We start from the raw sequence: 11,991 nt of genomic DNA on the forward strand, positions 1-11,991 counted from the left end.
ACCGCCGCGCGGACCCTCGCCCACCCCGGCCGCGCCGGCGGGCGTGGGCGTCGTGCCCCACTCCCCCGGCGCCGGCACGCCCGGGGGCCGCATCGGGCGGCGACCGCCGCCGGCCTCGGACTCGCCCGGTTCCTTCGCGCCCGGCCAGGGCTTCGCCACCCGGGAGGCGAGCACGAACTCCTTGCGCAGCGGGTGTCCCTCGAACTCCGGCGGCAACAGCAGCGGGCGCAGCTCGCCGTGCCCGTCGAACCCGATGCCGAACATCTCGTAGGTCTCGCGCTCGTGCCAGCCCGCGCCGGGAAAGAGATCGACGACCGACGCCACCGTGGGCGCCGCGCGGGGCACCCGGGTGCGCAGCAGCAGCCCGTGCCGGCCCCGGGTGGACCACAGGTGGGCCACCACGTCGAAGCCGTCGGCCAGCTCGTCCACCGCCGACAGCCAGTCGAAGAAGTCGAGGTCCAGCTCGGCGTCGTCGCGGACCGCGCGCACCGCGTCCCGCCAGCTCGACGGGGGTACGTCGACGGTGGCCCGGGCGTACCCCTGGCCGCCGGAGACCGACGCGGCGACCTCGACGGGGGCGAGCAGCGTGAGCACCCGCTGGCCGACCTGGTCCGGAGTCATGCCGCTGATCCTAGGGCCTGCCCGGCCGGACCCGCCCGGGCGAGCCGGGCCCGCCGGGCCGGGCGGGATCCGTCGGGCCGACCCGGATCCGTCGGGCCGGGCGGGGATCCGTCGGGCCGGCCGGGATCCGCCGCTTTCCCCGGCGCACGACGCCGGACCGGGGAAGGATGGGTCTCGTGCGCGCTGTGACTGTGACCCCAGGGGTGGCCGACTCGCTGCAACTGACCGAGGACTGGCCGGAGCCGGCCGCCGAGGAGGGGGCGATCCTGGTGCAGGCCCTCGCGGTGGGGATCTGCGGCACCGACCAGGAGATCATCGCCGGCCACTACGGTGAGGCGCCGCCCGGCCAGGAGCGGCTGGTGCTCGGGCACGAGTCGCTGGGCCGGGTGCTGGAGGACCCGACCGGCACCCTGCAGCCGGGCGACCTGGTGGCCGGCGTCGTCCGGCACCCCGACCCGGTGCCCTGCCGGAACTGCGCGGTGGACCAGTGGGACATGTGCCGCAACGGCCGGTACACCGAGCACGGCATCAAAGGGCTGCCGGGCTTCGCCCGGGAGCGGTGGCGGGTGCAGCCCAAGTTCGCCGTGGGGATGGACCGGGCGCTCGCCCCGGTGGGCGTACTGCTGGAGCCGACCACGGTGGTGGCGAAGGCGTGGGACCACATCGAGCGGATCGGCCGCCGGGCCGAGTGGCAGCCGGAGAGCGTACTGGTCACCGGGGCCGGCCCGATCGGCCTGCTCGCCGCCCTGCTGGCCACCCAGCGCGGGCTGTCGGTGCACGTGCTGGACCGGAACACCACCGGGCCGAAGCCGGAGCTGGTCCGGGCCCTCGGCGCCACCTACCACACCTCCACGGTGGACGAGTTGGACTTCGAGCCGGACGTCGTGGTCGAGTGCACCGGGGCGCCGGCGGTGGTGCTGTCGGCGATGTGCAAGGTCGGCCCGACCGGCATCGTCTGCCTGACCGGGGTGTCCAGCGGCGGCCGCACCCTCGACTTCGACGCCGGCGCGCTCAACCGTGCCCTGGTGCTGGAGAACAACGTCGTGTTCGGCTCGGTGAACGCCGGGCGGCGGCACTGGGAGCTGGCCGCGGAGGCGCTCACCCAGGCCGACCAGGCCTGGCTCGACTCGCTGATCACCCGCCGGGTGCCGCTCTCGTCGTACGCCGAGGCCTACTCCACCGGCGGCGAGGACATCAAGGTGGTGCTCGAGTTCGAGGCGTGAGGCCGGGCGGGGGCGCGGCCCCGCCCGACGCTCAGATGCCGGGCAGCCGGCCGTTGCGGAACAGGTCCACGAAGAGCTGATGGTCCTCGCGCGCCCGGATCCCGTACGCGTGCGCGAAGTCGACCAGGTAGCCGGTGAAGCCGTCCGCGTCGGCGTCGACGGCGGCGACGATCGACTCCTCGGTGGAGTAGTCGACCAGGTCGTGGCTGGACTCGTCGTCGGCCACCGAGTGCATCCGGGCCACCGCCCGGCCGAGGTCGGTGAGCACGCCGCGCAGCTCCTCCGGCTCGTTCACGTCGGACCAGTCCAGGTCGGCGGCGTACGGGGAGACCTCGGCGACGAGCTGGCCGACCCCGTCCAGCTCGGTGAAGCCCAGCCACGGGTCGGCGTGCGCCTGCAACGCGCGCTGCGACTCGGCCGTCCGGTGCCCCTGGTGCCGGAAGTACGACCGGACCCGCTCGTCCTCGATGTGCCGCGCCACCGCCGGCACCTGGGCCTGCTTCAGGTAGATGACGACGTCGTTCTCCAGCGCCTCGGTGTGCCCCTCGAGGAGGATGTTGTAGGACGGCAGCCCGGCCGAGCCGATGCCCACGCCCTTGCGGAGCACCACGTCCTTGATGTTGGTGGCGACCGGGCGGAGCGCGGCGGTCGCCTCCGGCAGCGTGCCCAGATAGTCCTGGAACGCGGCGCGGACCTTGTCCCGGGTCGCCTCGTCGACCTCGTAGACGCCGTCGCCCAGGGAGAAGCGGCGCTCGTAGTTGTCGATGGTGGTCTGCACGGCGAGCAGGTCCACCCGGGTGTTCAGCCGGGCCTGCTGGAGGACCCGGCGCAGCACCCCGTCGGCGTTCTCCAGGGTGATCGAGCCGATCGCGTCGTCGCCGCCGGCCGCGATGGCCCGCAGCTCGGTCAGGTACGACCGGGCGAAGCCGGTCACCAGCTCGCCGATCACCCGGTCGGAGAGCGCCTTGGCGTAGCCGAGCAACGCCACACTGGCCGCGAAGCGCTTCAGGTCCCAGGTGAACGGCCCGACGTACGCCTCGTCGAAGTCGTTGACGTTGAACACCAGCCGGCCAGAGGCGTTCATGTAGGTGCCGAAGTTCTCCGCGTGCAGGTCGCCGTGGATCCACACCCGGCTGGTCCGGTCGTCCAGGTAGCGGTCGCTGGCGAAGTCGCCGCGCTGGTCGGCGTAGAAGAGCGAGGCGCTGCCCCGGTAGAAGGCGAACGGGGAGGCGGCCATCTTGCGGAACTTGCGGCGGAAGGCCGCCGGGTCGAGCGCCATCGACGCGCCGAACTCCTCGGTCAGCACGTCCACGATGAAGGCGGAGCGCCGCTCCGCGGAGTGGGTCATGGCCGCAGGCTAGCCCCGGTCCGCCACCCGGCGGGTCAGCCGGCCGGCGGGCGTACCGGCGGCGCGGTGAGCGACTCGACCGGGCGGGGGCCGGCGTCGACCGGCGCGGCGAGCCGGTCCGGGCGGGGCACCCCGCCGACGCCGGACTGCTCGGCGGCGATCTTCTCCTGCAGGCGGAGGATGCCGTGCAGCAGCGCCTCCGGGCGGGGCGGGCAGCCGGGCACGTAGACGTCGACCGGGATGAGCTGGTCGACCCCCTTGGTCACCGAGTAGGAGTCCCAGTACGGGCCGCCGCAGTTGGAGCAGGCGCCGAAGGAGATCACGTACTTCGGCTCGGGCATCTGGTCGTAGAGCCGCTTCACCGCCGGGGCCATCTTGTCGGTGACGGTGCCGGAGACCACCATGAGGTCGGCCTGCCGGGGGCCGTGCGCGAACGGGATGACGCCGAGCCGCATGAAGTCGTGCCGGCCCATGCTGGTGGCGATGAACTCGATCGCGCAGCAGGCCAGGCCGAAGTTGAACACCCAGAGCGAGTAGCGGCGGCCCCAGTTCAGCACGAACCGGATCGGCTCGCCGAGCACGGCCGGCACCTGCACGTTCGGGCCTCCCTCGCCTGTCCCTGATACGACAGTCAACCACAGCCTTACGGCGGCAACCGACGCAACCAGGGCCGGCGTCGACACGTGTGACCGACATGGCCGCCACGCGGCCACCGCACGGGGAGGACCGGATGACGCTGATGAGGGAACCACGGCTCGGCGAGCCGCCGCCGGAGGGGACAGCGGACCGGCCGGCGCGGCGGGGAGCCGCCGAGCGGATCGACTTCGACGGGCTCTACCATGCCCATTTCCGGTCCCTGACGCTGCAGCTCGCCGCCTACTGCGGCGACCTCTCGCAGGCGCAGGACCTGGTCCAGGAAGCCTTCTGCCGGGCGTTCGCCCGCTGGTCCCGGGTGGCCGGGTACGACGACCCGGTGGCCTGGGTGCGCAAGGTGGCCTGGAACCTCGCCACCAGCCGCTGGCGACGGGTACGCACCGCCCAGTCCTGGCTGCGCCAGCAGCGGGAGGAACACGTGCCGGGTCCCGATCCGGACCGGGTGGCGCTGACCGCCGCCCTGGCCAAGCTGCCGACCAGCCAGCGGCGCGCGGTGGTGCTGCACTACCTGGCCGACCTCTCCGTGCTGCAGATCGCGGAGCAGGAGGGCGTGCCGGAGGGCACGGTCAAGTCCTGGCTGTACCGGGGACGGGCGGCGCTGGCCGCGCAGCTCGCCGGCACGAACGAGGTGAGCGACCGTGAGTGAGTTCGAGGACGTCCTGGTCAGCGGCGAGTTCGCCGCGTTCCGCGAGGCGTACGCCCCGGACGTGCGACCGGCCGGACCGGTCGCGGTGCGGGAGACCGTCCGGCGCCGGCGCCGACGGGCCGCGCTGACCGCGGCGGCGGCGGTGGTGCTCGCGGTGGCGCTGCCGGTGGCGGCCAACGCCGCCCTCGGCGACCGGTTCCACCGGCCGCCGACGCCGGCGCAGAGCGCCGAGCCGAGCCCGTCCGGGTCGACCCCGGCGCCGACCCCCTCCGCGAGCCCGTCGTCCCCGCCGACCACGGCCAACCCAACCCCGGGCGCGCCGGACGGGCGGATCAGCCGGGCGCAGCTCCTCGCCGCCCGCCTCGACCTGACCCCCTGGCGGGATGTGGTGGTTCCGGAGGCCTGCACCAGCCGGGGCGTCCGGCTCGATCCAGGGCCGAAGGCGGGGGACGCGGACGTGCCGCTGCTGATCGGCGACCCGAAGTACGGGGACGTCGACGGCGACGGCGCCGCCGAGACGGTGGCCCTGGTCGGCTGCCGGTACGGCGAGGCCTCGGCGAAGCAACTGCTCGTCTTCGACCGGGACGCGGGCCGGCGGATCATCACGATGGGCCTGGTCGTCGCCACCCACGAGGGGATGGACGACATCACGGACTTCACCGTCGCCGACGGGACGGTCCGCGCGCACGTGGCCGACATCCAGCCCTGTTGCGACACCCCGGAGTGGTGGCCACAGCGGCAGTGGCGGACGTACGCCTGGACCGGCGACCGGTTCGACCAGACCGCCGGGCCGACGAAGTTCGGCACGGACCCGCGGCTGACCGACCTCACCCTGACCGCGGGCGACCTCGTCGTCGCGCCGGCCGACACGGCCGGCAAGCGCTACGCCACGGTGACCGTCACCGTGACCAACAAGGGGCCGGTCGACGTGCCCGGGGTCGGCTTCGCCGAGTACTTCACGATCGGCGAGCCGGCCGGCGGCGACCTGGCACGCTGCCGGATGACCCCGGGGGACGGCAACGAGGCCTGCGTGCTGGACGGCCTCCCGGCGGGGAAGAGCCGGACGTACACGTTCCGCTTCCTCTTCGACGCCGACGGACCGCCGGGCGGCGGCACCCGCAACCTGCGTGTGGTCCACTTCGACGAGCAGGGACGGTGGTGGTCCGACCTGGCACAGCGGAACAACTTCGTGGATCTGCGCGTGACGCAGTAAGCGACCTGCCGCCCTGGACGGGGGCCTGGCGGATGCCAGGTCCCCGCCGACGGCCATCAGAAGGTCGGGCGTTGCAGCAGCCCGACGAACTCCGCCAGGAGGCGCTCCCGCAGCGCCACCGGGGCGGCGTCGAGCAGGGTGTTCACCGCCGCCATCCGGTCCGGGGCCGGTCCCGCCCCGAGCCCCAGCCCGGCGGCGAGCCCGGCGATCAGTTCGGGGGTGAGCGCCGCCGGGCTGAGGCTGCCGGCCAGGGCCAGCAGCTCGGGCGGGAGCGCCACCGGCCCGGCCGCCCGGGCCGCCGCCACCGCCTCGATCAGCGCCGGGCCGAACTCGGCCACCCGGGGGGCCACCGACGCGGTCACCGTGAGGTGCACGCTGGCCGGCAGGCCGGCGTACCGGAGCTGCGGCTGGGTGTGCCAGCCCCGGGCGGTCAGCTCGTCGACCAGCACGAACAGGTCGAGGTCGGGGTCGCCGTCGGTGGTGAAGCAGACCACCGTCGACTGCGGCTCGGCCATCAGCCGCAGCCCGTCGACCGCGCGCACCGCGTCGGCCAGCCCGGTCACCGCCGCCCGGGTCTGCTCCGCCAGCCGCAGGTAGCCGTCCTCGCCGAGGTGGCGCAGGGTGGCGTAGGCGGCGGCGATCGGGCCGCCCGAGCGGGTCGAGGCGATCACCGGATTGATCATCGTGTAGCCGGGCCAGTCCGCGTACGCGAAGTACTGCGGGGCCCGCAGCGCCGGGTTCCGGTGCAGCAGCACCGACACCCCCTTCGGCGCGTACGCGTACTTGTGCAGGTCGACGGAGATCGAGGTGACCCCGTCGACGGCGAAGTCGAACGCCGGCACCGGCGCGCCGAGTCGGCGCAGCCAGGGCAACGCCCAGCCGCCGAAGCAGGCGTCCACGTGGCAGCGCACCCCGGCCGCCCCGGCCACCGCGGCGATCTCCGCCACCGGGTCGACCACGCCGTGCGCGTACGACGGGGCCGAGGCGGCGACCAGCACGGTCTCCGGCCGGATCGCGGCGGCCACGTCCGCCACGCCGGGCCGCAGGGTGACCGGGTCGACGTCGACCGGGTCCAGGGTCACCCGCAGGTAGTGGGCGGCCTTGGCGAACGCGGCGTGCCCGCTGACCGGCACCACGATCCGCGGCTCGGCCACGTCCGGGCGGGCGTCCCGGGCCGCCTTCACGGCCAGGATCAGCGACTCGGTGCCTCCGCTGGTGACGTTGCCGACCACCTCCGGCGCGTTCGTGCCGGGACCGCCGCCGAGCAGCCGGGCCGCCGCCCCGACCAGCGCGTTCTCCATCGCCAGCAGGGACGGGAAGGCGGTCGGGTCGAGCCCGTTGACGTGCGCGCTCTCGGCGTACGCGGCCTGCGCCAGCTCGTCGAGCCCGGCCACGCCGGGGTCGTACACGTAGGCGAACAGCCGCCCCCCGTGGGTGGGCCGGTCGGCCGCCCGCAGGGCGCGGATCTCGTCGAGCACCCGCAGCGCGGGCACCCCCTCGGCGGGGAGCGCGGTCGTTCCCGGCGCGTCGGTCATGGTTGTCGGGTACCTCTCTGCGTGCGGGACGGCGGCGCGGGTCGGCACGCCGGTGCGGCGTGAACCGGGGTGGGCCGGCGCGGGTCGGGACGCCGGTGCGGCGTGAACCGGCGCGGGCCGGCGCGGGTCGGGCGGCTCACGGCCCCGGCCCCCGGCGCGGGGTCCGGGCGGCTCACGCCCGCGCCCTGGGTGCGACCGCCGGACCGGCCCCGGCGGCGGCCAGCAGGGCCGGGGTCAGGGTGTAACCGCGCAGCAGCAGCACCGGCAGCGCCACCAGCACCGCCGGCAGCACGGTGAAGCCGAGCAGCACGCCCAGCCGGGCCGTGGCGGACTGCGCCGCCGCGACCCCGGTGGACGAGGAGACATAGCCGGAGAGCTGGAGCACCAGGCCGTAGATTCCGGGGCCGAGGGCCAGGCCGAAGGTCTCCCCGGCGGTCCAGAGCCCGGTGAACACGCCGGCCTGCCGGCGTCCGGTGCGCGCGGTGTCGTGGGCGATGCAGTCCGGCAACATGGCGAGCGCGAAGACCTGCTGGCCGGCGTACCCGACGCCGATGAGCGCTACCACCGCGTACACCGCGGCGGCGGGCAGCGCCGGGGCGGCGACCAGGGCCAGCGCGCCGGCGGCGAAGAGCAGCGACGCGAGGACCAGCGCGCCACGCTTGCCGAGCCGGGCGCCGGCCCGGGTCCACAGCGGCATGACCAGCAGCGCCGGCCCCACGAAGCAGGCGAAGAGCAGCGTCGGGCCGCCGTCCGGGTCGCGCAGCACCTGATCGGCGAAGTACTTGACCCCGGCCAGCACGGTGGCCACCCCGGCGGACTGGATCACGAAGCAGATCAGCAGCACCCGGAACGGCCGGTTGCGGCCGGCGACGGCGAGCTGCGCGCGGAGGCTGGGCTCGCTCTCGCCCACCGCGCCGGTCGGCGCCGAGCGGGTGCCGAGGAACGCGCCGACCGTGCCGACCACGATGAGCGCGGCGACGAAGAGGCCCACCCAGCGGTGTCCCGGCACGCCGTCGCCGCCGGCGGTCACCACCGCCGGGGCCACCGCGCCGGAGACCAGGATGGCCAGCGCGAGCACCGCGATCCGCCAGCTCATCAGCCGGGTACGCTCCGCCGGGTCGGCGGTCAGCTCGGCCGGCATGGCCACGTACGGCACCTGGAAGAAGGCGAACGCGGTGGCCGTGGCCAGGAAGGCGACCGCCACGTACGCCCCGGCGGCCGGGCCGGCCCCGAACGGCGCCGCGAAGATCGAGGCGAAGAGCACCGCCAGGGCGAGCCCACCGCCGAGCAGGTACGGCCGGCGCGCGCCGTGCCGCGACCGGGTCCGGTCGGAGATCCGCCCGGCGACCGGGTTGACCAGTACGTCCCAGGCCTTGGGGAGCAGCACCAGCAGGGCGGCCACCCCGGCGGCCACGCCCAGGGTGTCGGTGAGGTACGGCAGCAGGAGCAGCCCGGGCACCGTGCCGAACGCCCCGGTGACCAGCGAACCCGTCGCGTAGCCGAGGTGCACCCGGCGGGGCAGCCCGCCGGTGGGCCCGGCCCCCGTCCCTGTCATGGGCCCGAATGTTACTCACGTTATGGTCCGGCTCACACCCCCTCCTCCGGCGACCAGGCCGCCGCCGCCATATCCACCCCCGCCGGGCGCAACGGGCAGCCCTCGGCCCGCAGGCGGGCGCGTGCCTCCCGCTCGTGCCCGGGTGGCAGCCGGCCGGCCGAGTTCACCACCCGGTGCCACGGCACCCCGCCCCCGTGCCGGGCCATGATCGAGCCGACCAGCCGCGCCGAGGCGCGCCCGGACCGCTCGGCGAGCGCGTCGGCCACCGCCCCGTACGACATCACCCGGCCCGGCGGGATCCGCTCGACCAGGTCGAGCACCGCCTCGACGTACTCGTCAGGTGTCATGACCGGCCACGATATGGGAACGCGCCGGGATACGGCGGACCGCAGCGCGCAGAATGGTCCGGTGCGCGAAGCAGTCACCTCGGCCCGGCGGATCGTCGTCAAGATCGGTTCGTCCTCGCTGACCACCCCGGCGGGCGGGCTCGACGACGCCCGGGTCACCGCGCTGGTCGACACCCTCGGCGCGCTCGCCGCCGACGGCCGCGAGGTGGTGCTGGTCTCCTCCGGCGCGATCGCCGCCGGCCTCGCCCCGCTCGGGTTGGCCCGGCGCCCCCGCGACCTGGCCACCCAGCAGGCCGCCGCCAGCGTCGGGCAGGGCCTGCTCATCGGCCGGTACGCGGCCAGCTTCGCCCGGCACGGGCTGACCGTCGGGCAGGTGCTGCTCACCGTCGACGACGTGACCCGGCGGGCGCACTACCGCAACGCGTACCGGACCCTGCGCAAGCTGCTCGACCTGCGGGCGGTGCCGATCGTCAACGAGAACGACACGGTGGCCACCGAGGAGATCCGGTTCGGCGACAACGACCGGCTGGCCGCGCTGGTCGCCGTGCTGGTCGACGCCGACCTGCTGGTGCTCCTGTCGGACGTGGACGCGCTCTGGACCGGCGACCCGGCCCGCGCCGGCAGCAGCCGGATCACCGAGGTGCACGGCGAGGGGGACCTCGCCGGCGTGGACATCGGCGGGGCGGGGCGGGCCGGGGTCGGCACCGGCGGCATGGTCACCAAGGTCGAGGCCGCCCGCATCGCCACCGGCTTCGGCATCCCGGTGGTGCTCACCGCCGCGCCGCTGGCCGGACCCGCCCTGACCGGTGAGGCGGTCGGCACCTTCTTCCACCCGAGCAGCCGCCGCCCGGCCGCCCGGCTGTTCTGGCTGGCGCACGCCACCGCGCCGCGCGGCAGGCTGCACCTCGACCCGGGCGCGGTGCAGGCCGTGGTGGGCCGGCGCAAGTCCCTGCTCCCGGCCGGGATCACCGCGGTGGACGGCGTGTTCACCGCCGGCGACCCGGTGGACCTGGTCGACGCCGAGGGCGCGCCGGTGGCCCGCGGCCTGGTCAACTACGACGCGGTGGAGCTGCCGGGGCTGCTCGGCCGCTCCACCTCCGAGCTCGCCAGGGCGCTCGGCCCGGCGTACGAACGCGAGGTCGTCCACCGCGACGACCTCGTCCTCCTGTAAGCAAGGGCCCCCTGTTGACGCTTTCTGTTGGAGCGGGGGCCCGCCCTAACACCTCAAGGAGTGCGGGATGAGCGTGACCGAGCAGGCCCGGCGGGCCCGGACGGCGGCGGAGGCGCTGGCCGTCGCCACCCGTACGGTCAAGGACGCCGCTCTGCTGGCGATGGCCGACGCGCTGGTCGCGCGTACCCCCGAGATCCTGGCCGGGAACGCGGCGGACCTGGCGGCCGGGCGCGCGGCCGGGCTGAGCGCGGCCGTGCTGGACCGGCTCGCCCTCGACGAGAGCCGGGTGGCCGGCATCGCGGACGCGCTGCGGCAGATGGCCGCGCTGCCCGACCCGGTGGGCGAGGTGGTCCGCGGCGCGACCCTGCCGAACGGGCTGGAGCTGCGGCAGGTCCGGGTGCCCTTCGGGGTGGTCGGCATCATCTACGAGGGCCGGCCGAACGTCACCGTGGACGCCGCCGGCATCTGCCTGAAGTCGGGCAACGCGGCGCTGCTGCGCGGCTCCTCCTCGGCGGCGCACTCCAACGCGGCCCTGGTCGCGGTGCTGCGCGACGCGATCGCCGGGGCCGGCCTGCCGGCCGACGCGGTCCAGCTGCTCGACGCCAGCACCCGCGACTCGGTCAAGGAGCTGATGCGCGCCCGGGGCCTGGTCGACGTGCTCATCCCGCGCGGCGGCGCATCGCTGATCCGCACCGTCGTCGAGGAGTCGACCGTGCCGGTGATCGAGACCGGGGTGGGTAACTGCCACGTCTACGTGGACGCCGCCGCCGACCTCGCCAAGGCCGTGGCGGTCACCCTCAACTCCAAGACGCAGCGCCTCTCCACCTGCAACACGGCCGAGGCGCTGCTGGTCCACGCGGACGTCGCCGACGCCTTCCTGCCGGCGATGCTGGCCGCGTTCGCCGAGGCCGGGGTCACCGTGCACGGCGACGCGCGGGTGGCCGGTTACTCCGACGCCGTGGTGCCGGCCACCGAGGAGGACTTCGACACCGAGTACCTCTCGGCCGACATCTCGGCCGCCGTCGTCGACTCGCTCGACGCGGCCGTCGCGCACATCCGCCGGTACGGCACCGGCCACACCGAGGCGATCGTCACCGACTCCCAGTCGGCCGCCCGGGAGTTCGTGGCCCGGGTCGACGCGGCGGCGGTGATGGTCAACGCCTCCACCCGGTTCACCGACGGCGGCGAGTTCGGCTTCGGCGCCGAGATCGGCATCTCCACCCAGAAGCTGCACGCCCGCGGCCCGATGGGCCTGCCCGAGCTGACCAGCACCAAGTACGTCGTCACCGGCGACGGCCACCTGCGCTGACCCCGCCCCGCGACCTGCCGGGCGGGGCCGCCCGCCCGGCCCTCGCCCGGGGCAGCGCCACCGGGCAGCGCCACGGGGCAGCGCCACGGATTGCGGCAAGTTGTGGCTTCCCTGCGCAGGGAGGCCACAACTTGCCGCATCCCGCTCCCGGGTGCCGGCGGGCGGGGGGCGCACGCCCGGCACGGGCGCACATCCGGCACGGGCGCACATCCGGCACGGGCACACGCCGGCACGGGCGCACGCCCGGCACGGGCGCACATCCGGCACGGGCACACGCCGGCACGGGCGCACACCCGGCACGGGCACACATCCGGCACGGGCACACGCCCGGCACGAGCGCAGACCCAGCACGAGCGCAGGCGCGGCACG

At 75.3% G+C, this 11,991-nt stretch carries 11 protein-coding genes; 5 read left to right on the plus strand and 6 right to left on the minus strand.

Annotation, left to right across the window (positions count from 1 at the left end):
- The coding region (locus tag LQ51_RS05830) for an NADH-quinone oxidoreductase subunit C (RefSeq protein ID WP_046563633.1) at positions 1-621 on the minus strand (621 nt) is incomplete at its 3' end.
- A 176-nt stretch (positions 622-797) separates the two neighbouring features.
- Between LQ51_RS05830 and LQ51_RS05835 the strand changes: the two genes are divergently transcribed.
- The gene (locus tag LQ51_RS05835) at positions 798-1,844 is read left to right on the plus strand and encodes a glucose 1-dehydrogenase (RefSeq protein ID WP_197087538.1); all 1,047 of its coding nucleotides are present in this window, start codon (positions 798-800) and stop codon (positions 1,842-1,844) included.
- 31 nt (positions 1,845-1,875) lie between these two features.
- Here the strand turns inward: LQ51_RS05835 and LQ51_RS05840 are convergent, their stop codons facing one another.
- Both LQ51_RS05840 and LQ51_RS05845 read right to left on the minus strand, forming a co-directional pair.
- Positions 1,876-3,192, minus strand: a complete 1,317-nt coding sequence (locus LQ51_RS05840) for a DUF2252 domain-containing protein (RefSeq protein WP_046563635.1) — start codon at positions 3,190-3,192, stop codon at positions 1,876-1,878.
- Between the two features lie 35 nt (positions 3,193-3,227).
- Complete coding sequence (locus LQ51_RS05845; RefSeq protein ID WP_046563636.1) at positions 3,228-3,788, minus strand: NADH-quinone oxidoreductase subunit B; 561 nt, start codon at positions 3,786-3,788, stop codon at positions 3,228-3,230.
- A 134-nt stretch (positions 3,789-3,922) separates the two neighbouring features.
- Between LQ51_RS05845 and LQ51_RS05850 the strand changes: the two genes are divergently transcribed.
- Both LQ51_RS05850 and LQ51_RS05855 read left to right on the plus strand, forming a co-directional pair.
- A complete protein-coding gene (locus LQ51_RS05850) occupies positions 3,923-4,492 on the plus strand; it encodes a SigE family RNA polymerase sigma factor (protein WP_046563643.1) in 570 nt (189 codons plus the stop codon).
- Complete coding sequence (locus LQ51_RS05855; RefSeq protein ID WP_046563637.1) at positions 4,485-5,705, plus strand: hypothetical protein; 1,221 nt, start codon at positions 4,485-4,487, stop codon at positions 5,703-5,705. Before LQ51_RS05850 ends, LQ51_RS05855 begins: the two co-directional genes overlap by 8 nt.
- A 56-nt stretch (positions 5,706-5,761) precedes the next feature.
- Here the strand turns inward: LQ51_RS05855 and LQ51_RS05860 are convergent, their stop codons facing one another.
- From LQ51_RS05860 to LQ51_RS05870, 3 genes are all read right to left on the minus strand, one after another.
- Positions 5,762-7,240, minus strand: coding sequence for a pyridoxal phosphate-dependent decarboxylase family protein (locus LQ51_RS05860; protein WP_046563638.1), 1,479 nt, complete (start codon positions 7,238-7,240; stop codon positions 5,762-5,764).
- A 172-nt stretch (positions 7,241-7,412) separates the two neighbouring features.
- Positions 7,413-8,795, minus strand: coding sequence for an MFS transporter (locus LQ51_RS05865; protein ID WP_046563639.1), 1,383 nt, complete (start codon positions 8,793-8,795; stop codon positions 7,413-7,415).
- Between the two features lie 32 nt (positions 8,796-8,827).
- Positions 8,828-9,142: an MGMT family protein gene (locus tag LQ51_RS05870; RefSeq protein WP_046563640.1), complete on the minus strand. Its 315-nt coding sequence runs from the start codon at positions 9,140-9,142 to the stop codon at positions 8,828-8,830.
- A 13-nt stretch (positions 9,143-9,155) separates the two neighbouring features.
- On the opposite strand from LQ51_RS05870, the gene proB reads away from it, so the two are divergent.
- Together proB and LQ51_RS05880 are read left to right on the plus strand one after the other, a co-directional pair.
- Positions 9,156-10,313: a glutamate 5-kinase gene (gene proB, locus LQ51_RS05875; RefSeq protein WP_046563641.1), complete on the plus strand. Its 1,158-nt coding sequence runs from the start codon at positions 9,156-9,158 to the stop codon at positions 10,311-10,313.
- A gap of 67 nt (positions 10,314-10,380) precedes the next feature.
- On the plus strand, positions 10,381-11,622 hold the full coding sequence (locus LQ51_RS05880) for a glutamate-5-semialdehyde dehydrogenase (protein ID WP_046563642.1): 1,242 nt from the start codon (positions 10,381-10,383) through the stop codon (positions 11,620-11,622).
- The last annotated feature ends 369 nt before the right edge of the window (positions 11,623-11,991 follow it).

The sequence above is a fragment of the Micromonospora sp. HK10 genome (assembly GCF_000982955.1).
GTDB lineage: Bacteria > Actinomycetota > Actinomycetes > Mycobacteriales > Micromonosporaceae > Micromonospora.

Bases quoted from the DNA above. Each gene is read 5' to 3' on its own strand.
- LQ51_RS05840 (WP_046563635.1), bottom strand. From the start codon at position 3,192: ATGACCCACTCCGCGGAGCGGCGCTCCGCCTTCATCGTGGACGTGCTG.
- LQ51_RS05850 (WP_046563643.1), top strand. From the start codon at position 3,923: ATGACGCTGATGAGGGAACCACGGCTCGGCGAGCCGCCGCCGGAGGGG.
- LQ51_RS05860 (WP_046563638.1), bottom strand. From the start codon at position 7,240: ATGACCGACGCGCCGGGAACGACCGCGCTCCCCGCCGAGGGGGTGCCC.
- LQ51_RS05865 (WP_046563639.1), bottom strand. From the start codon at position 8,795: ATGACAGGGACGGGGGCCGGGCCCACCGGCGGGCTGCCCCGCCGGGTG.
- LQ51_RS05870 (WP_046563640.1), bottom strand. From the start codon at position 9,142: ATGACACCTGACGAGTACGTCGAGGCGGTGCTCGACCTGGTCGAGCGG.
- proB (WP_046563641.1), top strand. From the start codon at position 9,156: ATGGGAACGCGCCGGGATACGGCGGACCGCAGCGCGCAGAATGGTCCG.
- LQ51_RS05880 (WP_046563642.1), top strand. From the start codon at position 10,381: ATGAGCGTGACCGAGCAGGCCCGGCGGGCCCGGACGGCGGCGGAGGCG.